This is a genomic window from Pediococcus cellicola (assembly GCF_001438655.1).
GTDB lineage: Bacteria > Bacillota > Bacilli > Lactobacillales > Lactobacillaceae > Pediococcus > Pediococcus cellicola.
Window position 1 is genome coordinate 162,027 of the sequence record NZ_JQBR01000001.1, and the last position, 26,501, is coordinate 188,527.

The following is a 26,501-nucleotide window of genomic DNA, read 5'->3' on the forward strand; positions in this document are numbered from 1 at the left end:
AGGAGTTGGGTATGGCTACGAAAACCAAAAAGAAACTCGTCATTGTGGAATCACCATCTAAAGCAAAGACGATTGAAAAATACCTTGGCCGAACTTACAAGGTTATTGCAAGTTTAGGCCATATTCGAGATTTACCAAAAAGTAAGATGGGCGTTGATGTTGACCATGATTTTGAGCCTCACTACATTTCTATTCGAGGTAAGGGCGATGTGATTAAAAATTTACGCTCAGAAGCAAAGAAGGCAAAAAAAGTTTATCTAGCATCTGACCCGGACCGTGAAGGCGAGGCTATTGCTTGGCATTTGTCTTATTTACTGGGATTAGACACTAAAGACAAAAATCGAGTAGTCTTTAACGAAATCACCAAAGATGCTGTTAAGAACGCCTTTAAAGAACCTCGATCCATTGATATGAGCTTAGTTGATGCTCAGCAAGCTCGACGCGTTTTAGATCGGCTCGTGGGGTATTCGATTAGTCCTTTACTTTGGAAGAAAGTAAAAAAAGGGCTTAGTGCTGGACGTGTACAATCCATTGCGCTAAATCTTATTATCCAACGCGAAAATGAAATCAAAGCATTCAAACCAGAAGAATATTGGACAATTGAAAGTGAATTTCAAAAGGGGCGTCAGAAATTCCAAGCTAATTTCTATGGTGAAAACAATAAAAAACTAGCTTTGCCTAATAATGATGCCGTTCAAGCTATTCTTCAAAAAATTGATAAGAAAAAAGCATTCAATGTCACTAAAGTCGTAAAAAAGGAACGTAAGCGTTTCCCAGCACCACCCTTTACGACTTCTTCAATGCAACAAGAAGCTAATCGTCGTTTGAACTTTCGAACTCGAAAAACGATGATGGCGGCTCAGCAATTATATGAAGGAATTAATATCGGTAAAGAAGGTACTGTGGGTTTAATTACGTATATGCGAACTGATTCCACTCGAATTTCTTCAATTGCAAAGCACGAAGCTTCTGTTTTGATTCATGAAAAATATGGTGCCGAGTACGCGGCTACCAAACCACGAAAAGGTAAAATGCCAGAGGGCGCACAAGACGCCCATGAAGCTATTCGCCCTTCATCAGTGAGACGAACACCTGAAGAATTAAAAGACTACTTAACCAAAGATCAGTACCGTTTGTATAGTTTAATTTGGTCTCGTTTTGTAGCTAGTCAAATGACACCTGAGGTCATGGATACTATGGCCGTTTCTATCGAACAGAATCAGGTTAATTTCCGTGCAAATGGTTCTAAGACAAAATTTGCTGGATTTACCACAATATATAAAAACGCAACTGATAAAGATAATATCTTGCCTGATTTAGCTGAAGGCGACGAAGTTAAATTAACTAAGACAAATCCTGCTCAACATTTTACTCAGCCCCCGGCTCGTTACAGTGAAGCAAACTTAATTAAGGCCTTAGAAGAAAATGGCGTTGGACGACCATCTACGTACGCGCCCACTCTAGATACGATTCAGCGTCGTTATTATGTTAAACTGGTTTCCCGCCGATTCGAACCCACAGAGTTAGGTGAAATTGTTAACGAAATTATCGTCGAATTTTTCCCTGATATTGTCAATATTACATTTACTGCGGACCTTGAAAGCGAACTAGATGGTATCGAAGAAGGAAAAGAAAACTGGGTTCAAGTTGTAGACGAATTCTATAAACCTTTCTCTAAAGAAGTTGCACATGCTGAAGAGAATATGGAGTCCGTACAAATTAAAGATGAACCAGCAGGCTTTGATTGTGACGTTTGTGGCTCACCAATGGTTGTAAAAATGGGACGATATGGCAAATTTTTTGCTTGTTCTCGATTCCCAGATTGTCGAAACACAAAAGCAATCGTAAAAGAGATCGGTGTCATCTGTCCAAAATGTCACAAAGGACAAATTATTGAACGCAAATCGAAACGAGGACGCCTTTTTTACGGTTGTTCACGTTATCCAGATTGTGATTTTGTTTCTTGGGATAAGCCAGTTGGTCGTGATTGCCCCAAAGATGGTCACTTCCTGGTCGAAAAGAAAGTAAAAGGTGGGGGAAAACAAGTCGTTTGTCCAAATGGCGATTATGAAGAACCCGTTCAAAAATAATCAAATTTCAAGCTCATCATACAACATTAAATGAGAGTTGTTATTGAGTTTTCCTCCGTACTTTGCTAAAGTGGCAAGTGTACGGAGGTTTTGTTATGGAACAAAATAAAATCAAGTTATTTTTAGAATATTTGCAAGTGGAACGCCAATATTCTGATCAGACCGTGAAGGCATATCGTAGTGACTTGGAAGAGTTTTGCACGTTTTTGGCACAAAATGGTGGCGAAAAACCGTTCAAAGAAATTGATCACTTAGATGTAAGTGTGTTTATGACCCATTTATTTGATCAAAACTATAGCCGTACAACGGTGTCCAGGAAATTATCTTCATTACGTTCCTTTTACAACTTTTTAGCTAAAAATGACCTGGTGACTAGTAATCCATTCAAAAGTATCAAACTAAAAAAACACCAAAATCAGCTTCCACGTTTCTTCTATCAAAAAGAAATGAATGCTCTTTTTGAAGCCGCAAATTCTGATTCAGCCCTAGCTCCAAGAGATACAGCGCTACTTGAAGTTCTCTATGGCACTGGAATTCGAGTTAGCGAATGTGCAAGTCTAAAGTGGGCTAACGTCGATTTTAGTTTAAGAATGATGTTGATTCGTGGGAAAGGTGATAAAGAACGGTACGTCCCTTTTGGGCAATACTGTGATAACGCCTTACGAATCTATCAAGCCTCCTGTGAAAAGCCACTCATGTCCAAATATCATAAGAAGCATGACTATGTGTTTGTAAACCATTATGGAGATCCTATTACAGCGACAGGAATCGAATATGTTCTAAATCAGATTATTGCCAAAAGTAGTCTAACTAGTCATATTCATCCCCATATGTTGCGACATACATTTGCCACACAACTTTTAAACAATGGTGCGGATCTACGAACAGTTCAAGAGTTACTTGGTCACAGTAGTTTGTCGACCACACAAATATATACACATGTGACACCAGAAAACTTACAGAGCAATTACCGTAAATTTTTTCCGCGTGCCACTCACGAATAACGAAGGGAAGAAATTTTATGACAGTAAAATTTGAAGCAACTACCATTATTGCCGTCCATAATAACGGCACAAACGCCATGGCTGGCGACGGTCAGGTGACAATGGGTGAAAAATATATTATGAAAGGCACTGCCAAAAAAATTCGGCGTATTTTCAATGATCAAGTCGTTGTTGGCTTCGCTGGTAGTGTTGCGGACGCATTTAATTTGGAAGATAAATTTGAAAAGAAGTTGTCCGAGTATTCTGGAAATCTTCAAAGAGCGTCGGTTGAGTTAGCACAAGCTTGGCGGAGTGACCAAAATCTCCAAAAATTAGAAGCCATGTTGATTGTCATGAATAAAAATGAGATGTACCTCGTTTCGGGAAGCGGTGAAGTTATTGAACCTGACGAGGGAATCCTAGCTATCGGATCTGGGGGTAATTTTGCCCTTGCTGCTGCCAAAGCACTCAAAAAACATGCCCAACAACTTTCAGCAAAGGAAATTGCCGAAACTGCCATCAACGTTGCTGGCGATATTGATATTTTTACAAATCACCATGTTATTTCTGAATCGTTTTAGGAGGAATTGAAATGGCCGAAATTGATAAAACACCAAAACAAATTGTTCGTGAACTTGACGAATACGTCATTGGTCAAAATGCAGCTAAAAAAGCTGTTTCGATCGCTTTGCGTAACCGTTACCGTCGGCTACAATTACCTGTAGGTATGCAAAATGATATCACACCCAAAAATCTTTTGATGATCGGACCAACAGGTGTCGGAAAAACTGAAATTGCTCGCCGGCTAGCAAAAGTGGTTGATGCACCATTTGTTAAAGTTGAGGCTTCAAAATTTACTGAAGTAGGATACGTTGGCCGTGATGTGGAGTCAATGATTCGTGATTTGGTCAATGTTTCTGTTCAAATGGAAAAAAAGAGCCAATTTAAAGATGTTCGTGCTGAAGCAGTAAAAAGAGCTGACAATCGACTAGTGAAACTGTTAGTGCCTGCTACAAAGAAAGAAACAACCCAAAAACAAAACGGGATAGATTTTCAAAACCTAATGTCAATGGTGGAAAAGATGCAACAAGGAGAAAATCCTGATGTCACTAACAACGTCAACGAGGAGGTAAGTGACGAGGTTCGTGATCAGCGCCTATCAGTAGCTGAACAACTTAAAAGGGGCCAATTAGAGAATAGTGAAGTCACCATCTCAATGGAAGATCCACAGCAAAATACTGGTATGAATAGTATGATGGGACAAATGGGTATCGACCTTAGTGAATCATTAAGTCAGATGATGCCTAAGAAACGAATTCAAAGAACGGTTCCCGTTTCCGAAGCGCGTGAAATTCTAATTCGTGAAGAGTCCGAAAAATTGGTTAATTCAGGAGATCTGTATCATGATGCCATCAAGAGAGCTGAAAATACAGGGATCGTATTTATCGATGAAATCGATAAAATTATTGCGAAATCAAAACAAAATTCAGGAGAAGTGTCCCGTGAAGGTGTGCAACGCGACATTTTACCTATTGTCGAGGGCTCACAAATTAACACCAAGTACGGGCCCATAAATACAGACCACATTCTTTTTATCGCGTCTGGTGCCTTCCACGACTCTAAGCCAAGCGATTTAATTGCGGAATTACAAGGACGTTTTCCAATTCGCGTGGAACTTAACGACCTGTCTAAAGAAGACTTTGTGAAAATTTTGACTGAACCTAATAACGCATTAGTTAAACAGTACATCGCCTTAGTTGGCACAGACAATATCAAATTAACTTTTACAATTGAAGCTATCAATAAAATTGCCGAAATTGCTTTCAAAGTGAACCATGAAACTGAAAACATTGGTGCACGTCGTCTGCATACAATTCTTGAAAAACTTCTCGAGGATATTCTATATGAAGGTGCGGATATGGAAATGGGAGAAATTACGATTACCGAGCACTATGTTGAGGAAAAAATTGGTGACATTGCTGGTGACAAAGATCTTAGTCAGTATATTCTATAAATAAACGGGGTTTGATTAATGGTTACATTAAAAAATGAGTTTTTACAAGTTGTGATTAATGAATTAGGGGCTGAGCTCACTAGCGTTCGCTCCTTAGATAATGATCTTGAGTACATTTGGCGTGCCGATAAGCAGGTTTGGGGCAGACATGCACCCGTCCTGTTTCCAATCGTTGGTCGACTCAAGGACGATCATTATGAGTATCAGGGGACCACTTATGAGATGCACCAACACGGTTTTGCCCGTGATTCAAAGTTTGAAGTTGTGGATGCTAATGAAACACACGCCACACTTAAATTAACGGATAGCGATAAGAGCCATAAATTATATCCATTTGAGTTTGAATTAGTCATTAGTTTCGATTTAAAAGACCACGAATTACATGAAACTTATCGTGTTTACAACCCAGATGCTGAAAATCCGTTATTATTCTCAATCGGCGGCCACCCTGGATTTAACACAAATCTTGGTGCAGGACAGGTTTTTGAGGATGTTAGATTAAGCGTAGCGCCAAAGAAAACTTACCAGCAAATACCACTAAAGGCGCCTTTAAACGATGCCGACAATGCGTTTTCTGTGGACTTCAGCAAATCATTACCACTTAATCATGAGGCATTTAAGGACGATGCTATTATTCTTGAATTACACAATCAAGAAACTACATTAATGTTAGACAATCAAAAGAATGATCATGGGGTTGCCTTAACAATTGAAAATGCGCCTTATGTGGGCGTGTGGTCACCTTATCCTACCAAGGGGGACTTTGTTTGTATCGAACCTTGGTGGGGAATTGCTGACAATGTAAATAGTTCGGGAAAACTAGAAGAAAAGATGGGCATTGTTAATTTGGAACCACAAAGTGAAGCTTCTCAAAGTTTTGAAATTTCTTTCTTTTAAATGAGTCAAAAGAAAAGAGGTTGTCACATTATGACAGCCTCTTTCTTGTTGATCACTTCTCATTTATTTTTATGATGATACCAATATCCAAATGGGATAAGGTTCTCCGTACCATTCCTAAGTCTCTTAATATTTTCCCGGTGTCGGTAAAATATAAAAATCGTTAACACTAACGCCACAAGTGTCAAAATGAAGTCATGGTAAGCTAATGACCACACACTAATAATTACCATTGCCGACATGCTAGCCACACTTACCATACTCGTTAGATAAACCAGACTGGCAAATACGAAACAGGCAATTACAAAAAATGAGGGATTATATGCCAATAAAATACCGGCACTAGTCGCAACCGCTTTACCACCTTTGAAATGATCAAAAATAGAAAAAGTGTGTCCTACAATCGCAGCAAGACCAATTAATAACGGGTTAACATTAGGCGTATTAAATATGTAAGGTTGGCTTGCCGCCAAGGTGCCCTTTAAAATATCCATGAGTAAAACAACAGTACCCGCTTTAGGTCCGAGAACGCGAAAAGTATTCGTGGTGCCAATATTGCCACTTCCTGACAGGCGGATATCAACATTGAAGAATTTTTTGCCAATCATGACGCCTGAAGGGATCGATCCTAACAGATACGCAATAACTAGCATTGCAATAATTTTTAACAAAGGTTTGCCCTCTTTTCACTTGAGAATCACTTGTAATTTTAGCATGTTTAAAATTCAATTCCAACGTTTGTTTTGACGTATGTTATATTAAGTAAGATGGTATTTTCAGATTCGCCTAAATTAGATATGATAGAAACGCATGAAGTATATAAGTAGAAAGGGTATTTGAAATGAGTAAACGCAGTTCAGCAGAGTATAATGATTCCTCAATTCAAGTTTTACACGGCCTAGAAGCTGTGCGAAAGCGCCCCGGGATGTATATCGGCTCTACAGATTCAAGAGGACTACATCATCTTGTTTATGAAATCGTCGATAACGCCGTAGATGAGGCACTTGCGGGGTTTGGAAAAGAAATTAACGTTACCATTCACCCGGATAACAGTTTGACTGTAACCGATCATGGTCGAGGAATGCCAGTTGGCATGCATGCGTCTGGTATCCCAACCGTTGAGGTTATTTTTACAGTTTTACATGCAGGCGGTAAGTTTGGACAAGGCGGCTACAAAACATCAGGTGGTTTACACGGTGTTGGCGCTAGCGTTGTGAATGCTTTGTCCGAATATTTGACGGTTGAAATTGTACGAGAAGGTAAAAAATACCGCGAAGAATTCAAAAACGGCGGTCATCCAGTTGGCACTCTTAAAAAAATTGGTAAAACAAAGCAAACCAATGGGACGACTGTCACATTTAAACCAGATCGAAAAATTTTCACCACCACTGTCTTTAATTTTAATACATTGGCCGAAAGATTACGGGAATCTGCCTTTTTATTAAAGGGTGTTAAAATCACTTTAACAGATGAACGTGAAAATCAGGAACAGTCTCAGGTCTTTCTTTACGAAGAAGGTATTAAAGAATTCGTCAGTTATTTGAATGAAGACAAAGACACTCTTGGTGACATTCTTTATTTTGATGGCTCAAAAGATGGTGTTGAAGTCGAGATTGCTGGTCAATACAATGACGGCTATTCAGAAAATATCCTATCCTTTGTAAATAATGTCCGCACCAAAGATGGCGGGACACATGAAGTCGGCATGCGCTCAGGATGGACCAAAGCTTTTAACGAATATGCTCGTAAAGTGGGACTTTTAAAAGAAAAAGATAAAAATCTTGAAGGTAGCGATGTTCGTGAAGGATTATCCGCGGTTATTTCTCTAAGAATTCCAGAAAAAATTCTCGAATTTGAAGGACAAACTAAAGAAAAACTTGGAACACCAGAAGCACGAACCATTGTCGACAACGTTGTGAACGAGCAATTGCTTTTCTACTTAATGGAAAATGGTGAATTTGCTCAAATGCTTGTACGTAAAGCACTAAAAGCAAGAGAAGCAAGGGAAGCTGCACGAAAAGCTCGTGACGCAAGCCGAACGGGTAAGAAGAGAAAAAAAACAGATCGTCTCCTTTCAGGGAAGTTGACCCCTGCACAATCTAAAAACGCGGCCCATAATGAGCTTTTCTTGGTTGAGGGGGATTCCGCTGGTGGAAGTGCTAAACAAGGCAGAGATCGCAAATTTCAAGCTATCCTACCACTACGAGGTAAGGTACTCAATACCGAAAAAGCCAAGTTGCCTGATGTGATGAAAAATGAAGAAATCAGTACCATGATTTATACCATTGGTGCTGGAGTGGGAGCCGAATTCAATATTGAAGATCGGAATTACGATAAAATTATCATTATGACCGATGCAGATACCGACGGTGCCCATATTCAAATCTTGTTATTAACATTCTTCTATAAGTACATGCGTCCAATGATTGATCATGGCCATATTTACATCGCTTTACCACCACTATACAGATTGCAAAAGAAAAATGGTAAAAAACTAAAAACCGTTTATGCTTGGACCGATGAAGAACTCGAAAAAGCTTCCAAAGAAATGGGTCGCGGATTTGCTTTGCAGAGATACAAAGGACTTGGCGAAATGAACGCAGACCAGTTATGGGAAACCACTATGAATCCAGAAACACGTACTTTAGTTAGAGTTCGGATTGATGATGCTGCTCTAGCAGAGCGACGAGTTACCACCTTAATGGGCGATAAAGTGGAACCACGAAGAAACTGGATCGAAGATAATGTTGAGTTTTCTCTTGAAGAAGAGGGCAGTATCTTGGACAACGAAGCTGTAAACGTCGCTCATGAAGATGAATTCGAAGAAATAGATGACAATCAAGACCAAAAATAATGAGGGGAGGAACCTTAATTGGCTAATTCAAAAAAAGAATATACACCAAAAATACAAGAACTAACTTTGGAAGACGTCATGGGTGATCGTTTTGGTCGTTACTCTAAATACATTATTCAAGAACGTGCTTTGCCAGACGTCCGTGACGGATTGAAACCGGTCCAACGTCGTATTTTATATGCCATGAACCAGGACGGTAACACCTACGACAAAGGCTTTCGTAAGTCTGCCAAATCAGTCGGAAATGTTATGGGTAATTTTCATCCCCATGGTGACAGCTCCATTTATGAAGCATTAGTCCGTATGAGTCAGGATTGGAAATTGCGAGCACCCTTAATTGAAATGCACGGCAATAACGGTTCTATCGATAACGATCCGCCAGCCGCCATGCGTTATACAGAAGCCCGGTTAAGCAAGATATCTAGCGAAATGCTAAAAGACATTGATAAAGAAACCGTGGATTTTGTTTTAAATTTCGATGATACAGAATACGAACCAACTGTTTTACCCAGTCGTTTTCCTAATTTATTAGTAAACGGTGCTACGGGAATATCAGCAGGATATGCCACTGATATTCCACCACATAACCTTAATGAAGTCATTGATGCCTTACTATACCTACTTAAGCATCCCAACGCTGACTTAGAAAAACTGATGACTTTTGTAAAAGGTCCAGATTTTCCAACTGCAGGTATTATCCAAGGACTGGATGGAATCAAAAAAGCTTACCAAACAGGCCGTGGCAAGATTGTCGTACGATCCAGAACTAAAATATTGCCATTGCGTGGTGGTAAATCACAAATTGAAATCACTGAAATTCCTTATGAAGTCAATAAAGCACAGTTAGTCAAAAAAATTGATGAAATACGTATTCTGAAAAAAGTTGACGGCATTGTTGAGGTACGAGATGAGTCAGATCGCCAAGGTCTTTCTATTGCGATCGAGTTAAAACGTGATGCTGATGCAACTGGTATTTTAAATTACCTTTTCAAAAATACCGATTTACAAATTTCGTATAATTTTAATATGGTTGCTATTAACCATAAGCGTCCCGAACGATTGGGTCTTAAAGCGTTTTTACAGGCCTATTTAACTTTTCAAAAAGAAATTATTACTAAACGAACACGCTTTAGCTTGAAAAAGGCAGAAAAACGCCAGCATATCGTTAAAGGATTGATCAAAGCTCTTTCTATTTTAGATCAAGTCATTGCCACTATTAGAGGTAGTAAAGATAAAAAAGATGCCAAAAATAATCTGGTTCAACAATTTGCTTTTACAAACGAGCAAGCAGAAGCCATTGTGTCATTACAACTTTATCGATTAACCAATACTGACGTCACAGCTTTGGAAGCTGAATCCGCTGAATTAGATAATCAAATTGCGAGTTACAAAGAAATTTTAAATAGTGAGGCTGCTTTGGCACAAGTGCTTCACACAGAACTAGTGCATGTCAAGAAAACATATGGCACACCTCGTTTAACCGAAATTCAAGACGAAATCGAAGAAATCAAGATTGATCGAAAAGTAGTTGTCCCGGAAGAACAGGTTATGGTTCTTGTCAGCCATGATGGCTATCTAAAGCGTAGTTCACTTCGTTCATACAATGCATCCGGTGATGACAACGGTCTTAAAGATGAAGATTATCCTATCTTCTTGAAACAACTCAGCACGCTAGACCATCTGATGATGTTTACTAATAAGGGAAACCTAATTTCAAGACCTGTCCATGAACTCACAGATTCACGTTGGAAAGACACAGGTGAACACATCTCACAAACGATTGGTTTGGGTGATGATGAGCGCATTATTAAGACATTTTCTTTCCACACGTTGGATGAAAGTGGCGAATTTTTAATTGCAACCAATGATGGTTTTATTAAGAAAACCAGTTTTGCTAATTTAACACCTGGTCGTAATTATAAGAAACACGCAGCCGTTTATATAAAACTCAAAAATCAAGACTCAATCGTCGTTAATATTTTTTATCTCGCACAACCTGTTAAAAAAACTGTGATGCTCGTTTCAGAGCATGATTATGGGCTAAGATACGATCTTGCCGAAATTCCTACGATTGGCGCACGAACGGCTGGTGTGAAATCGATGGATTTACGTGATGATCAAATTGCGAATATACAACTTGTTAATGATAGTTCCGAAGTAGGATTAATCACACAAAGAGGAGCGTTTAAACGGATGGCAGTTGCAGACATTCCTGTGACAAGCCGAGCTCGACGCGGTATTTTGGTCCTTAGAGAACTTAAAAACAATCCGCATAGAGTCGTTGATTTTACTGAATTAGTTCCAAACGCCGTTTTAGAAATTCGTACAAGTCGAGAATTATTACACGACATTGTCGCTGATGAGCATCCATTAAGTGGTCGTTACTCAAACGGTTCGTTTGTTATTGATGTGGATAGTGAAGGCCAACCAGAGTCGATGGTTGTAAAGCCAGCTCCTGTTGTAGCTACTTCACCTGAACATTAAAAATTAATTTAAGTTTAACTTACGTCTTTTAGAATAAAGATTCTTGCATTGCATGACGTTAACCATTAGAATAGTTATAGTTATTATTGAAATTGAATTATAATGATTAAAACTAAAAGGAGATACGGTATGAAATCAAAACAAGAAGCAATCTTTTCATCTAAAACGTTAACTTACTTCCTCCAGCTTGCTGATACTATGAACTACACACAAGCCGCTCAGATTCTCGGGATTACCCAGCCGGCGTTAACGCAACAAATTAAGAAACTTGAACATACGGTCGGTGCACCATTATTTTACTCAGTAGGTAAAAAGCTTCGACTATCGGATGCGGGCTATACTATGCTGAAAGCTACACACAATATTAATGAAGTTTTAAACCAAGCAACCGATGAGATTCAGCAATCAACCTCGGCAACTCAGGGCGAAATTAATATTGGCATGTTAGCTTCAATTGAATCACGTGTATTTGAAGACTTTATTACTAAGTACTATAAACAACAACCCGAAATCAAAATCACGTTGCACACCTTAACTCGTAAAGAAATCTGGGAACGTCTTGAGAACAATCGTATTGATTTAGCGATTATGTATTTACCTGATGATAGTATCAAAAATTGGAAACCCTACGAATCACGTAAGATTTTAAACGAAGATCTATTGTTCATTCACCATGATCAAAAACTATCTAAGCAAAGAAAGATTAAACTAAAGGATACCTTAAACGCTAATTGGGTCACATATCCTGAAGGTTATTATTTAGATGGTGTTTTACGTGAAGCATACAAAAATCAATTAGTCGATGTGCCTAGAAGTGTTGCACGCTTCACAACCCCTGATCAGATTCGCCGTTTTGCAGAAACAGCTATGGTCAATACTGCTTTACCAGCTTCCTATGTGATTTCACATCCAGGATCTGATCAAACTTGGATGGCACGTTTTGATCCAGCCATCAATTTTGATTTAAGTTTCGTCTTCCGTAAAGACAAAGATGAAATTCCACGAATTAACACGTTCTTAAGTGCTTTTGATGACTATTTAAATGAAGAAAGCTATACAGAGCGACTACGAAAAGTAATTGGTAACCAAAATTAAACGATAATTTTTAAATAAGGAGTTCTTGTAAACATGAGTAAAGAATTAGTTTTTGGCCACAAAAATCCAGATACAGACGCCATCAGTTGTGCCATTGAATATGCGTATTTAGCAAATAAATTGGGTGACGAAGTTGAAGCAGTTGCGTTAGGAAAAACGAACAATGAAACAAATTTCGTTTTAGACCGCTTTACTGTCAAAGCACCACGTGTCATTACTAAGGCAAAACCAGAAGTAGACTCGGTTGTCTTGGTTGACCATAATGAGGCCATTCAAAGTGTCGATGACATTGCTGATGTGACGGTTACCAGTGTTATTGATCACCATAAAATTAATTTTACTTCTGCACAACCACTTTTCTACCGCGCAGAACCAATCGGCTGCTGCAGTACTATTATCTACAAAATGTATTTGGAAAATAAAGTTGAAATCCCAAGCAATATTGCCGGGTTGATGTTGTCATCTATTATTTCTGATACCTTGCTTCTGAAGTCACCAACAACTACTGACGATGAACGTAAGGCAGTTCCTGAACTTGCAAAACTTGCTGGAATTGATGATTACGAAGCTTACGGGATTGAAATGCTCAAGGCTGGTAGTGACGTTAATGAGCGCAGTGCGACTGATATTCTGGAGGGTGATGCTAAATCATTCGAAATGGGCGGTAAAACCGTTCGAATTGGTCAAGTCAACGCAGTAGATCTAAACGATGTTTTCAAGCGTCAGGACGAACTTGAACAAACAATGAAAGATCTTATGAAAACAAAATCGTATGATCTGTTTCTATTACTTGCAACTAATGTCTTAACCAGTGATTCTGAGTTATTAGCACTGGGTGAGGGGACACAGACTGTTGAAAAAGCCTTTAACGGTAAGCTTAATGATAACCGCATGGCTTTGCCTGGTGTTGTTTCACGTAAAAAACAAGTTGTCCCACCATTAACTAAAATGTTCGATTAAAATCGTTTTAAATTAAAAACCAATCGTTATGGCTTACAGCAAGCGATTGGTTTTTGATTTACCTTTAAAATATATAACCCCGTTAAATATAAATGCTGACTTTTATAAAGCAAATTAATTGTTAAAATGGACTAACTATTATATAGTACTTATTGCGTCAAAATAAATCTACGGAGGTTTCGACAATGAGTGAAAAAGACCTAAAGCACCGTTTATCTAAGGAAGCTTACGAAGTGACGCAACACGCCGCCACAGAAGCACCATTTAGTGGTCAATACGACGATTTTTATGAAGATGGCATCTACGTTGATATTGTGAGCGGCGAACCCTTATTTAGTTCACGTGATAAATATGACGCAGGTTGTGGTTGGCCATCATTTACCAAGCCAATTGACAAAGAGGTCATTAAATCAGAGACCGACACCTCATTTGGTATGGTACGTGACGAAGTTCGTAGTAAAAACGCCAATTCTCACTTAGGTCATGTTTTTGATGATGGACCAACCGAAGCCGGTGGTAAACGATTTTGCATCAATTCAGCCGCACTTCGCTTCGTTCCCGTTAGTGACCTAGCAGACGAAGGCTACAAAGCTTATCAAAAATTGTTTGAATAAGGAGTTGTGCAAAATATGGAAGAAAAAGCAGTATTTGCTGGTGGTTGTTTCTGGTGCATGGTTCAACCATTCGAAGAACAACCAGGTATTAAAAAGGTTTTGTCCGGATATACCGGCGGTCACGTAGCTAACCCAACTTACGAACAAGTTAGCTCATATACAACAGGACACACTGAAGCCGTTGAAATTACGTATGATCCAGAAATTATTTCGTACGATAAATTAGTTGATATATACTGGCAACAAACGGACCCAACTGATGCTATGGGCCAGTTTCAAGACCGTGGTGATAATTACCGTCCAGTTATTTTTGTAAAGAATGATGAACAACGAAAAATTGCTGAAGCCTCAAAAGAAAAACTTCAGCAAAGTGAGCTATTTGACGATCCAATTGTAACCACCATTGAAGATGCCAAGCCGTTTTATGTTGCTGAGGAGGAACACCAACAGTTTTACAAGAAAAATCCCGCTCGTTACGCGCTTGAAGAACAAGGTGGCCGCGAACAGTTCAAAAAGCAGCACTGGAATTAAGAAATAAGGCCTAAGATCGCAATTAAGCGATCTTTTTTTATTGGTTTCATTAAGATCAAGATCATTAAACCCGAACATCAAAAATAAATAAAATAAAGCTAGCATTCGTGTGTCATATTTGTGAAAAATCAAATTAACTGACAAAGATTAAATAATGTTTGAACCACCGACACTACATAATTTTTTAAAGGATACTAGAACGCAAATTTATATGATGCCACAAATAAAAACGAGCATAACCAGAACCTAAAAAATGGAAAGATTTGTAAATTTGTTGAAACACCATTAATTCCACTTATTTAAACTACTTTGAATAATATATATTATGTAAACTAGAGTTAAATTTATCTTTAGACCTGCTAACATGCTAAAACCCACTCCTCGTTTCTGTCCTCACGAATTTCTTTAAAATAAAAAACCTTTCAGTTTAAGTCTATGAACTGAAAAGCTTTCTTATTTTGACTAGCGCTGACTAGAACTTGTTGCTTTACTACTTGCTGATGAAGAAGTTGTGCTACTACTTGAATTTGTATTTGTTTGTGCCCGTGATGCTGAACTAGACGAACTACTTTGGGTCTGCGCAGCATTGGAACGAGCGCTCGAACTATAGCTAGATGAAGAATATGTGTTCCCGCCGTTAGATGTATCATAATATTGATTATTATTACTACTGTCATAGCCATAGGACTCGGTTGAACTCATCTCTGAAGAAGAGCTTGTCTGAGATTGCCCGTAAGTCTTAACTGCTTTTTCTACTCGAGCCAAGTCTTTCTTTGCTAAATCAAAATTAGAATATTTATTTAAACTATCTAGTAATGTATTCAAGTTCGAAGTGGTTACAGAAGCCTTTAAAGTACCATGTTTGCCATTTACAAACAAATCATTAGTCTGTTTATGAAGTTTCGATACTGCTTTGGCCCTAGTTTCTAATCCACTTAATTTTTTATTATATTCATTGTAGAAACCTGAAAAATCAGATTCAAATGACGATGATTTTAGTTCTTGCAATAATGCACTTACTTTTGAACCGGTCGTACTTTCTCGATAATTACTGCCGTTTTTTAGATTAGCAACATCCTGTTCAAAATTAATAGCACTTTTACCTAAACTTGCTAATTGACTATATTGATTGGCTTCGGTATTATTTTTGACCTTTTTAGCATCTGCAGCTAAAGCACTCATTTGAGTCTGAGTAGCGTCATCTGTAATGTTGTCTCGATCGGAATTAAAGGCTTTTTGCACAATCTTTTCAGCATTGGCTTGTGCTTGATTATTGTTTGAACGCCGCACAAAGAAAACCACAGCTAGAATAATAATGACCAGTAAACCAAGCACCCATAACCAATTTTTGGAATGCTTTTTATTGGCATTACTCTTTTTTGGCTGCTTAGGTCTAGGTACCTTTGAATTTTTTGGTGATTCTTTTTTCTTTTTTTTGCCAGCCACTTTTTGTTGCTCTCGTTCTTTTAAACGGCCCATCCGGGTTCCCGGAACCGACCAATCGTTATTATTATTAATTGTCATCATCTTCCCATCTCTTTTGATCTCTCATGCTGAAATCATGCAGTACTTTGTTCGCTACTCTTAATTTACCATTTTTTTGAACCAACAACTAGTATGTAAAAACAAAATCCCCAAATTTGAGTAAATGACTGCTCATGTTTGAGGATTCACTATTGCTATCAAAATAGGAGCGCTTAAACTCACTCAAAAATCAACATTGGCACGATCATTGGACTTCGCTCAGTTTTTTGATATAGAAATTCTTGAAGGTCATCGATAATATTGGTATTAAAATCTTTTTCTGTAGGATGTGCTTTTTCTTTCATCGTATTCAATAAAGAATGAAACGCTGCCTTGTTTGTATCATGAATCAATTCATTTGATTCACGCATATAGATGAACCCACGTGAAATTGTGTCTGGGCCGGCAGTAATCCGATGTTTCTTAATATTAATCGTTGCCACAGCAGTGACAACACCCTCACTTGCCAAAATTGTGCGATCACTTAAAATTTGTGAACTCACGTTGTCATTGATGTCTGCATCATTGAGATACACATCGCCAGCACTAAAATGATCGGCAATTCTTGCGCTATCTCTCGTTAATGCCAACACATCACCATTTTTCATAATAAAACAGTTTTCTTCTGGCACGCCGGTTTGCTGAGCCAACTTTTTATGAATCATCTGCATCCTGTATTCACCATGACACGGCATAAAGAACTTGGGCTTAATTAAACGTAACATTAGTTTTTGGTCTTCCTGACCACCATGTCCAGAAGTATGAATATTATTAACCTTACCATGGATAACCGTCACGCCAGCTTCATCCAATTTGTTGATCAAATGGTTTACGCTGACGGTATTGCCAGGAATTGGGTTACTTGAAAACACAACCGTATCATCAGGTTGTAAACTAATTTGTCGATGCGTTCCATTCGCAATACGACTCAAGGCTGCCATTGGCTCACCCTGAGAACCCGTACAAAGAATCATGAGCTTATTCGCTGGTAAGTTTTTTAATTCTTGAGCATCAACTAAAGACTCTTCTGGTATATTAAGGTAACCCAACTTTTGTCCAGCTTCAATTGCATTTTCCATGCTACGACCAAAAATAGCAATTTTTCGTCCTTGCGCCAGCGCAGCTTCACAAGCTTCACGCACACGATAAACATTGGAAGCAAAAGTAGCAAAAATAATTCGGCCCTGAATTTCTGTAAAAATTCGTTTAATACTTTGTTCAACAAAGCGTTCAGATTTAGTAAAAGTTGGGCGTTCCGCATTGGTACTATCAGACATCAAAAGTAAGGAATCTTTGCCACCAATTGCTGCCATTTTCTGGAAGTCTGGTGAAGGAAGTCCCCCCACTGGCGTTAGATCAAACTTGAAATCACCTGTTTGCACAACAGTCCCTTGTGGCGTATGGACTGCAATACCAAGCGTGTCTGGAATTGAATGGGTTGTTCTGAAGAAAGATACCGAAAGCTTTCGGAACTTAAGGACCGTATCTTCCTGCAATTCATGCAATTCGGTTGTTCTTAATAAATTATGTTCTTTTAGCTTTCCCTTGATTAATTCTGAAGCAAATGGTCCTGCCCAAATTGGAACATTAAGCTTTTGAAGGAAAAACGGAATTCCCCCAATATGATCTTCATGTCCATGAGTAATGACTAGTGCTTTAATTTTTTTCTGATTTTCAATCAGGAATTGGTAATCCGGAATAATGTAATCCACACCTAATAGTTCATCTTCAGGAAATTTAATCCCACAATCGATAATGACAATCTCATCTTGATATTGCACACAATACATATTCTTACCAATCTCACCAAGGCCACCAACTGCATAAACAGCCACCTCGTTGTTCTTAACTTTTAATTTACGCATAAAAAACTCCTTCTTTTAATAAACCCTAATGTGCACATACCCCACTAGCGTTATAGTAATCTTCTTATTTTTTCATGGTGATCGCATTTCACCATTCCGATTGTATTAAATTAACCTTATCACATTCGCTTACAGTTCACAACAAAAGACTAATCCTTTTTAACAAACTAACAAAAAAAGACTCAAGGTAACCCTCAAGTCTTCTGAAATAAATTTCAAATTTTTGTATAGTCTTCTAGCCAGGCTAATGCCAATGCTTTTTCTCCCAGATGTGTGCCAATAACTGGTCCAAAATAACTGATATCAATTGGTAATTCAGGATATTTCGTTTGTAGTCTTTCTTGCCACTTCAAAGCTGCTGGCTCATCATTAGCATGAATGATGATGGCTCGTAAAGGATAGTTAACCTTTTCTTTACTTTGCTCAAAAAGTGCTTCTACCCTTGCCAACGCTTTCTTTGTTGAGCGAACTTTTTCAAATGCCACAATTTCATGAGCATCATTAAACGTTAAAATGGGTTTTATTTTTAATAATCCACCAATAAACGCTGAAGCATTTGATAGTCGACCGCCACGAACAAGATTTTGTAAATCATCAACAATGAAATACTCTCCAAAAGTAGCACGCAACTGATCTAGGCGCTTCAAAATATCCTGTGGCGCTTGCCCTTCACGAGCCATTCGTGCGGCTTCCAAAGCTAGTACGCCCATTAAACGGACTGTAATTTCAGAATCATAAACATAGATGTTTAAGCCTTCAATTTCGTCCTTAATGGAATTTAGACTGCTGACAAATCCAGAAATGGTACTTGCTAAATGGATACTAATGACATTTTCATAGCCTTGATCACGCAGATTTTTATATAATTCGATCATTTTGCCTAAAGGCGGCTGTGTTGTACTTGGAAAAGATCCTGAAGTACGCAATTTTTGATAGAACTCTTCACTAGTAATATCAATGCCTTCATCATAACTTTTTCCATCAATCACAACTGGAATTGGAACAACTGTTAAGTTATTATCAGTGATTTCTCTTGTTGTTAAGTAACAGGTACTGTCCGTTACGATGGCCGTTTTCATGTATACACCAACTTTTTAAAATTAATATTTCAATAATAGCACAAAATATGCCATTTTCAAAAATCATTTCCAAGTACTTAGTTTAGCACATTTTCCTTTGACACTGGTATACTAGATATTAACAGTTTATTCAAGAAAGAAAGCAGGTTTCCTATCTATGTCCTTTGATGGCTCCTTTACCCATGCAATGGTTAATGAATTAAACACCTTATTACAAAGTGGCCGAATTACAAAAATTCATCAACCCTATGAAAACGAAGTAATCATTACTTTTCGTGCCAACCGAAAAAATTATCCCGTGTTGCTCTCAGCACACCCTAACTATGCACGTGTCCAGATTACAAAAATTCCATATGCCAATCCAGCAACTCCCACTAACTTTGCCATGATGCTCAGGAAGTATCTAGACGGTGCAATTCTAAATGGCATCCAGCAAGTTGAAAATGATCGTATTATCAACTTTTCGTTTTCTAAACGAAATGAATTAGGTGACGTGGAAGAGCTCCTACTAGCAGTTGAAATTATGGGCCGCAGAAGCAACATTGTTTTATTAAATAATTCTACTAAAGTAATCCTTGATACAATTAAGCATATTAATGCGGACCAAAACCGTTATCGCCTACTTTTACCAGGAGCGACTTATATTACGCCGCCTAGCCAAGATAAACGTAATCCATTTACAGATACTAGCGAGGCTTATGTGACGGCCCAAAACAATTACCCTAATCAAGAAGTATTGGCCAATGAATTGCGTAAAATTTACCAAGGTTTGAATAAAGATACCAGTTTGGAGTTGGCCCATTATTTGCACCAACATAACAAGCCAGATGCATTTAAATCTTTTTTCGCGCAATTCAACCAAGCTCAACCAACCATCACGACGCAAAAACGCAAAAGTAATTTTACAGCTTTCCCTTATGCTACGATTGAAGGCACACAGCAACACTTTGAAACCTTAAGTGAGCTTCTTGATGCTTTTTATGTGGCCAAAGCCCAGCGTGACCGCGTGATTCAAAAGGCAGGTAATCTGGTTCATGTTGTTAAAAATGATTTAAAGAAGAACCGCATCAAAGTAAAAAAACTCAATCAGACCTTGGTTAACTCTGAAAAAGCAGATGATTATAAAATTAAAGGTGAGATTTTGACCACCTACCTTAACCAGGTGAAACGAGGAATGACCGAAATTACGCTACCGAATTACTACGATGAAAATCGCGATATTAAAATTTTACTTTCAAACCAAATTTCACCTTCACAGAATGCACAAAAATATTTTAAGAAATATCAAAAGGCCAAAAATGCAGTTCATTACGTTTCTGAACAACTGGCTAAAACAAATCAAGAAATTCAATATCTAGATAACATTATGACTCAAATTGAGTTAGCCAACCCGCAAGACCTCGACGAGATTCGTGAAGAATTAGAAAAAGAAGGTTATTTGAAAGCCAAACAAACTAAGCGTAAACAAAAGCGCGTACAACCAAGTAAACCGGAAACCTTTTACTCAACCGATGGTACAAAGATCTCAGTTGGTAAAAATGATACTCAAAACGACCGATTAACTTTAAAAACTGCGAAAAAGACTGACATCTGGATGCATACGCAAAAGATTCCTGGATCACACGTTATTATTCACGCTTCTGAGCCATCCGAACAAACGCTGATCCAAGCCGCTACACTGGCAGCTTATTTTTCGAAAGCTCAAGACTCAGCTCACGTTCCCGTCGATTACGTCCCAGTTAAACGAGTGCACAAACCAAATGGAGCCAAACCTGGCTTTGTCATTTACGAAGGACAAACGACATTAATTGTGGATCCGGATGAAAAAATGGTCCAAGAATTACGTGAACAAAATTAAATAAACACAAAATAAGTCGCCAAGTTAAGTATCAAACTTGGCGACTTATTTTGTGAATTCATAAATATTATTTTTCTGAAATCTTAGCTCCAATTGCCAACGAGAAGGGTGGATTCTGTGGAGATTCAATCTCTAACTGCTCATAAGGAAAAACATGCTCAAGCGTTAATTGTCTATCTTGCACAGGATTAATGGTCTTAACCGCTGCGTCATCTAGACGGTTAAATACCAATCTAATTAAATCAGCTGTTAAATCATGGTTTAACGCATATGTCATAAACGGAATATCTTGAATAGCAAGGGGCGTAATGCCCGTCACAACCAGGTGTGAACCCTCTTGTTTAAACATAACTTGATAAATGCCATCCTGTTGTTTTTGAATTTCACTTTGTGTGATGTGCTGAATTTTTTGTGTAATTTGGCCCCCAACGGATGATGGGAAATGCAGGCTGGCGTCCTCCGCCGTATAAAAACAACCCAAATTAAAAACCTGCGTGTTTACCTTCTCTGCCACAACTAAGTACTGAGATTCCACATTTTCAGCCCGCGAAGTTCGTGATAACGGTAACTGCGTAATTTCAATTCCTGCCTCAATTAAGTCAGTCACAATTTGCCATTTTCCTTGTGCGATCACATAATCGGGTTGTTCACTGTTGATAATGTTTAAACAGTTTTCAACAGTCAATGGCTCCAAATAAAGCTTATCTGCCATCCGCGGTAAGATAGAAACCGCACTCGGATTATTATTAATCAAAATCGTTTCAAATCCTAGTTCTTGACAAGTTTTAATTGCACGAATGGTCACGTATTCAGCCGCCGAATTGGTTCCAACCTGGTTATTCGCTGTGCCTAAAATGAAGGCTTTCGGTCGTTCACTGATCTGAGATTCGTTCTCGGTCTCAAACGTTGTGTAGTAACTTCTATTATTATACGGAAATTCCCCTGCAGTCGGTTCAATACCTTTAAATGTGGGTTGAATATGATTTTTCTCTCGAAATTCACGTACCTTTTTATCAGAACATTTCCACAGACGCGCAATCTGTGAGTCTCCATACCCATAGTATTTTGCATTTTTCAAAACGTTGATATCAAAAAAGTTTTTTCGCAAATTCTTTTCAATTTGCACAATATGAATTAGTTTATAAAAATAAAACGCATCAATTTTCGTCAACTCTGACAGCTCTTCAACTTGATAACCACGGCGAATTGCTTCAAGCAAATAAAAAATCTCTCCTGCTGTAGGGTGCACTAAAACGTTTATCAATTGACCTTCATTCAAACGCGACTCATCTAAAGCTGCCTGTTCAGAAGTGGTTGCGGAGTCAACTGACCGAACAGCTTTTAAAAGAGCTTCCTCTGTACTGCGGCCAAACGCAATAACTGCCCCTGTTGATTTCATCTGTGTATCTAGCTCTTGACTTGCATTGGCAAAACTTGCAAATGAAAATGTTGGAAAACGGACCGCAATATGATCCAGTGTGGGTTCAATGAGCGCTAAAGAATCATGCTGCCTAAGCCCCGGAATCTTAATATTTCTGAGATTGTGTCCTAGATTAATCTGAGTACTTACCAGTGCTAACGGATAGCCAGTTGCCCGTGCAGCAAAAGCTGTTGTTCGATCAAAATAAGGATTCACACGAATAACAAAGTAGTTTCCCGTTGCTTGATTTAATGCAAACTGAACATGGCAAACGCCACGAACTTTAAATTCCTGTGCAATTCTAAGTGCCGAGGAACGAATAGCCTGAAATTCCTGGTCTGTCAACGTTTGAGTTGGTGTGAAAACAATGGAATCTCCAGCATGTACGCCAACCGGGTTAAAGTCTTCCGCAGCGCAGATGAGCATTCTAGTATTTTCATTGTCCCGCACCACCGTGGCTTCAATTTCTTTAAAACCCACAATGCTTTTTTCAACTGCCACTTGATGTGTTGTCGAAATTCGAAATGCTGATGCCAAAAGTTGTTTTAACTGATGCTCATTTTCACAACGTAACCGATTTGAATTGCTGATTGCCGCAACAGGTTTGATAATTACTGGATATCCAATTTTGTGAACAAACTTTAAAACTTCTTTTGTATCTCCCAAAATACTGGTAGGGATATATGGCTCATGAATGTTTTGTAAAATTCGATTTAAGTTCTCTGGGTTTTGGGTATTTGCAATGGTACGTAAACTAATTCCCAAAAGTCGAATGTTCAGTTCCTCAAAAATGCCGGCTTCATCTAATTGATGTAAAACCTGAAGCACCGGCGCGCCACCAAGTGTGGGTACAATACCGTCAAATTCATGCGTTCGCAAAACTTTGATTAGTGCGTTTGCGTTCAACTGACTGATAATAAAATGCTGCTCATCAAGGTAACTCCCCGCTACTGAATTTGCATTGTTACTTACAAGTGAAACTTCTTTACCATTTGCTTGTAATTCTTGGATCGTTTGCAATGTTGCGGTTTCCAGTTCCGTATCAACGCCGATTTCGTTGGGTCCCGAACCAATAATTAATATTTTTTGTAACTTTGTGCGTGCCATGTTTTACCGCTCCATTCGAGTAGTCATAATTTCAACGAATTCATCAAATAGTTCTGAACTTTCTAAGGGACCAGGAGCGCCATCCGGAAAGAATTGAACACTAAAAGCTGGATAATCTCGATGCCGTAATCCCTGAACGGATTGATCAACCAAATCAATGTGTGTCGTCAGCATTTTATTACGGTCAATCGACGCACGGTCAACCGTATATCCTTGCCCTTGTGAAGCATAAAAGATTTCATCCGTAATAATAGAAAGAATGGGATGATTATCACCATGATGCTCAAACTGAAGGGGCTTTACCTTTGCCCCGTTGGCCATTGCAAATAGCTCATGTCCAAGACCGATCGCAAACATCGGAATTCGTTGCTCCACTTCTGCAATCATGGTAGTTAAAGATTGCGGCAAATCCTCCGGGCTTCCGGGTCCAGTAGATAAAATTACCCCATCTGGATCCAGATCGAAAATTTGGTCAGCCGTACATGAATATGGTAACACCGTTACATTACAGTTTCGCTGACTTAATTGCCGTAAAATACCGTGTTTTAGTCCTAAATCAACTACAACTACGTTTAACCCCGTTCCTGGATTCGGATAAGCTTTCGGCGTTGAAACTTGATTGACTTGCTGATTCGTTAACACAATTGCATTGAGTTGATCAAAAGCATGTGCTAAGTCCTTCACTGGATCTACAATACTTCCCTTGACAGTTCCTTTTGCTCGTAGTTTGTGAATGAGTGCTCGCGTGTCAATGCCACTAATTCCGGGGATGTTTTGAATCTTTAAGAACTCGTCTAATGAAAGGCGTCGCTGTCGATTAGTAGAAACATCAGCTACATCGCGAACAATAACCCCTTTGCAAGTGGGCTCGATTGATTCATAACTAGCACGATCAATACCGTAGCCACCAATTGAAGGCTGTGAGAAAACAATAATTTGGTTATGATAAATTTGATTTGTAATAATCTGTTGATACCCAGTCGCACTCGTGTTAAAGACGACTTCACCAAATGTTGTTGCCGGAGATCCAAAGGCTTGGCCACGATAGACTGTCCCATCATCTAAAATTAAATATCGTTCACTCATGGTCCTCACCTCATTTGATTACTTACGATTGACAATTTTCACAGAATCTTCTTCATCAATTTCGGAAACCGAAACTTCAATTTTCTCATTTTGAGCCGTTGGGATGTTTTTACCCACAAAATCCGCTCGAATTGGCAGTTCACGATGTCCACGATCAACTAATATAGCTAAGTTTATTCGTTTTGGTCGACCTATATCCATAATGGCATCCATGGCTGCTCGAATTGTCCTTCCAGTATATAAGACGTCATCGACCAAAATAACTTTTTTCCCTTCTAGGCTAAATGCAAAATTAGGCTTTCCAGGTAATTTTGGATCTGTATCAAGTTGATGCACATCGTCGCGATAAGCTGTCACATTTAATTCACCAACAGGGACCTCAACGTTTTCTAACTGCTTCAATCGTTCTGCAATTCGTTGTGCAAGAAAGACGCCACGTGTTTTGATTCCAATAATTACCAGGTCATCAACGCCCCGATTACGTTCAATAATTTCATATGTAATACGGGTTAATGCCCGTTTCATTGCCATAGTATCCATAATTTCTTTTCCCAATCCAACTAACTTCCTTTCTAAATTAAAGGCGAACCAAATTTTCATTTGCTTCGCCAAAACTATGCGGTCAAAGTGTTTTATAACGGCAATTGTAACTTAATATGCCCTAACTTTAACCATGTTCAGATTGCGTGTCAAGCCATTTTAAAATCTTTGTAAAGACTTCAGGGAGTGGCGCTTTAAACTCAAGATATTCACCAGTTCTAGGTTGTTTAAATCCTAAAACACTGGCGTGAAGGAATTGACCATTTCCTTTTAAGGTCTTCTTAGGACCATATAAAGGATCACCCGCTACGGGATGACCGATATATTTTAAATGCACACGAATTTGATGCGTTCTGCCAGTTTCAAGTTGGCATTGAATTAAGGTGTACGTGCCGTACCGCTTCAACACTTTAAAATGAGTCACAGCTGGTCGGCCTTCTGAAATAACAGCTTGTTTTTTTCGATCTTTAGGCGAGCGACCAATCGGCGCATCAATTGTGCCTTCATTTTCTTTAATATTTCCATGGACCAACGCAATATACAGCCTCGTATTTGTTTTAGCTTTCAACTGAGCCGATAAACTTTGCTGTGCTTGGTCATTTTTTGCCACCATTAAAAGCCCAGAAGTATCTTTATCAATTCGATGGACAATTCCAGGACGGATACTTCCATTGATAGTCGAAAGGGGACTATGATACAGCAGCGCATTAACTAAAGTATGATTGGGATGCCCTGGGGCGGGATGTACTACCATGCCTTGTGGTTTATTGACAACAATCACATCTTCATCCTCGTAGACAATATCTAATGGTATATCCTCTGCTTCCAAGGCAATAGGTTGTTTTTCTTCATCCTGTACTTCTACTTTATCTCCAGGCTTCACACGGTATTTAGTTTTAACTGCCTGAGAATTCACTAAAATATGCTCATTTTTGATCAGCCCTTGAATATGAGAACGCGTTAGATCTGGAAATGCGGTTGCCAAAACTTTATCGATGCGTCCCTGCTCATTTTGAATCACAAGTTCATGTGTTAACATATCAATCCTCCAGTTAATCCTCTTTAAGGATAGCAATAAAAAGTATAATGACACCAATTGTTAAACTCAGATCTGCTACATTAAAAATTGGAAAATTTATAAAATCTAGCTGAAACATATCCACTACATATTTTAGCCGAAGACGATCAATAAAGTTACCAAATGCGCCAGCAATGATTAGACTTAGACTAATCTGATACAGAAAATGGCCACGTGTTCGATATAAAAAATAGCCTAAAGCCGCAAGTGCCGCGATTGTAATCAAATAGAAGAAACCCGTTTTGCCCTCTAAAATACTCCATGCTGCCCCATCGTTTTGAATATTGGTCAAAGATAAGATTCCTGGAATTGCGCCGTGTACGGCTCCTAATTCAATATTAGCGACCGTCCAAACTTTCACAAGCTGGTCCATGAGTATCACCAGCACGATAAGGAAAAAATCAATTATAAATAACATCGTC

Annotated in this window: 21 protein-coding genes; 12 read left to right on the forward strand and 9 right to left on the reverse strand. The window is 38.6% G+C overall.

Translation table 11 applies throughout. The annotated features are described in order from the left end of the window. Positions 1–11: 11 nt before the first annotated feature. The 5 genes from topA to IV80_RS00800 all read left to right on the forward strand — a co-directional run bounded on the left by topA (position 12) and on the right by IV80_RS00800 (position 5,984). Positions 12–2,090: a type I DNA topoisomerase gene (gene topA, locus IV80_RS00780; RefSeq protein ID WP_057748098.1), complete on the forward strand. Its 2,079-nt coding sequence runs from the start codon at positions 12–14 to the stop codon at positions 2,088–2,090. Between the two features lie 95 nt (positions 2,091–2,185). Further along, entirely contained in the window at positions 2,186–3,094 is a 909-nt protein-coding gene (xerC, locus tag IV80_RS00785; protein WP_057748101.1) for a tyrosine recombinase XerC, read from the forward strand. Between the two features lie 17 nt (positions 3,095–3,111). Further along, entirely contained in the window at positions 3,112–3,654 is a 543-nt protein-coding gene (gene hslV / locus IV80_RS00790; RefSeq protein WP_057748103.1) for an ATP-dependent protease subunit HslV, read from the forward strand. A gap of 11 nt (positions 3,655–3,665) precedes the next feature. Next, entirely contained in the window at positions 3,666–5,087 is a 1,422-nt protein-coding gene (gene hslU / locus IV80_RS00795) for an ATP-dependent protease ATPase subunit HslU (protein WP_057748106.1), read from the forward strand. 18 nt (positions 5,088–5,105) lie between these two features. Continuing rightward, positions 5,106–5,984 carry an aldose 1-epimerase family protein gene (locus tag IV80_RS00800; protein ID WP_057748108.1) on the forward strand — a complete coding sequence of 293 codons (879 nt, stop codon included), beginning with the start codon at positions 5,106–5,108 and terminating at the stop codon, positions 5,982–5,984. Between the two features lie 59 nt (positions 5,985–6,043). On the opposite strand, the gene plsY is transcribed toward IV80_RS00800, so the two are convergent. Beyond that, positions 6,044–6,655 carry a glycerol-3-phosphate 1-O-acyltransferase PlsY gene (plsY, locus tag IV80_RS00805; RefSeq protein WP_057748111.1) on the reverse strand — a complete coding sequence of 204 codons (612 nt, stop codon included), beginning with the start codon at positions 6,653–6,655 and terminating at the stop codon, positions 6,044–6,046. Between the two features lie 170 nt (positions 6,656–6,825). Here plsY and parE point away from each other — a divergent pair, with 170 nt between their 5' ends. The 6 genes from parE (at position 6,826) to msrA (ending at position 14,522) form a co-directional block, all read left to right on the forward strand. Continuing rightward, positions 6,826–8,838 (forward strand): DNA topoisomerase IV subunit B, encoded by a 2,013-nt coding sequence (parE, locus tag IV80_RS00810; protein WP_057748114.1) that lies wholly within the window; start codon positions 6,826–6,828, stop codon positions 8,836–8,838. A 78-nt stretch (positions 8,839–8,916) separates the two neighbouring features. Continuing rightward, positions 8,917–11,322 (forward strand): DNA topoisomerase IV subunit A, encoded by a 2,406-nt coding sequence (gene parC / locus IV80_RS00815; protein WP_057748613.1) that lies wholly within the window; start codon positions 8,917–8,919, stop codon positions 11,320–11,322. A 129-nt stretch (positions 11,323–11,451) separates the two neighbouring features. After that, positions 11,452–12,417: a LysR family transcriptional regulator gene (locus IV80_RS00820; RefSeq protein ID WP_057748117.1), complete on the forward strand. Its 966-nt coding sequence runs from the start codon at positions 11,452–11,454 to the stop codon at positions 12,415–12,417. 33 nt (positions 12,418–12,450) lie between these two features. Next, entirely contained in the window at positions 12,451–13,377 is a 927-nt protein-coding gene (locus IV80_RS00825) for a manganese-dependent inorganic pyrophosphatase (RefSeq protein WP_057748119.1), read from the forward strand. A gap of 185 nt (positions 13,378–13,562) precedes the next feature. Next, positions 13,563–13,991, forward strand: coding sequence for a peptide-methionine (R)-S-oxide reductase MsrB (gene msrB, locus IV80_RS00830; RefSeq protein ID WP_057748122.1), 429 nt, complete (start codon positions 13,563–13,565; stop codon positions 13,989–13,991). Between the two features lie 15 nt (positions 13,992–14,006). Continuing rightward, a complete protein-coding gene (gene msrA / locus IV80_RS00835; RefSeq protein ID WP_057748125.1) occupies positions 14,007–14,522 on the forward strand; it encodes a peptide-methionine (S)-S-oxide reductase MsrA in 516 nt (171 codons plus the stop codon). A gap of 462 nt (positions 14,523–14,984) precedes the next feature. On the opposite strand, the gene IV80_RS00840 is transcribed toward msrA, so the two are convergent. The 3 genes from IV80_RS00840 to IV80_RS00850 form a co-directional block, all read right to left on the reverse strand. Next, positions 14,985–16,049 (reverse strand): hypothetical protein, encoded by a 1,065-nt coding sequence (locus IV80_RS00840; protein ID WP_057748128.1) that lies wholly within the window; start codon positions 16,047–16,049, stop codon positions 14,985–14,987. Positions 16,050–16,225: 176 nt separating this feature from the next. Next, positions 16,226–17,911 (reverse strand): ribonuclease J1, encoded by a 1,686-nt coding sequence (gene rnjA / locus IV80_RS00845; protein ID WP_057748131.1) that lies wholly within the window; start codon positions 17,909–17,911, stop codon positions 16,226–16,228. A gap of 215 nt (positions 17,912–18,126) precedes the next feature. Continuing rightward, entirely contained in the window at positions 18,127–18,990 is an 864-nt protein-coding gene (locus tag IV80_RS00850) for a DegV family protein (protein ID WP_057748134.1), read from the reverse strand. 157 nt (positions 18,991–19,147) lie between these two features. Here IV80_RS00850 and IV80_RS00855 point away from each other — a divergent pair, with 157 nt between their 5' ends. Further along, complete coding sequence (locus IV80_RS00855; RefSeq protein ID WP_057748137.1) at positions 19,148–20,848, forward strand: NFACT RNA binding domain-containing protein; 1,701 nt, start codon at positions 19,148–19,150, stop codon at positions 20,846–20,848. A 67-nt stretch (positions 20,849–20,915) separates the two neighbouring features. On the opposite strand, the gene IV80_RS00860 is transcribed toward IV80_RS00855, so the two are convergent. The 5 genes from IV80_RS00860 to lspA all read right to left on the reverse strand — a co-directional run bounded on the left by IV80_RS00860 (position 20,916) and on the right by lspA (position 26,497). Beyond that, positions 20,916–23,375: an ATP-binding protein gene (locus IV80_RS00860; RefSeq protein ID WP_057748139.1), complete on the reverse strand. Its 2,460-nt coding sequence runs from the start codon at positions 23,373–23,375 to the stop codon at positions 20,916–20,918. Between the two features lie 3 nt (positions 23,376–23,378). After that, on the reverse strand, positions 23,379–24,461 hold the full coding sequence (locus IV80_RS00865) for a carbamoyl phosphate synthase small subunit (protein WP_057748141.1): 1,083 nt from the start codon (positions 24,459–24,461) through the stop codon (positions 23,379–23,381). Between the two features lie 18 nt (positions 24,462–24,479). After that, positions 24,480–25,016 (reverse strand): bifunctional pyr operon transcriptional regulator/uracil phosphoribosyltransferase PyrR, encoded by a 537-nt coding sequence (gene pyrR, locus IV80_RS00870; RefSeq protein ID WP_057748616.1) that lies wholly within the window; start codon positions 25,014–25,016, stop codon positions 24,480–24,482. Positions 25,017–25,128: 112 nt separating this feature from the next. Beyond that, complete coding sequence (locus tag IV80_RS00875; RefSeq protein WP_057748143.1) at positions 25,129–26,040, reverse strand: RluA family pseudouridine synthase; 912 nt, start codon at positions 26,038–26,040, stop codon at positions 25,129–25,131. Positions 26,041–26,053: 13 nt separating this feature from the next. Further along, positions 26,054–26,497, reverse strand: a complete 444-nt coding sequence (gene lspA / locus IV80_RS00880) for a signal peptidase II (protein ID WP_057748146.1) — start codon at positions 26,495–26,497, stop codon at positions 26,054–26,056. Positions 26,498–26,501 lie beyond the last annotated feature (4 nt).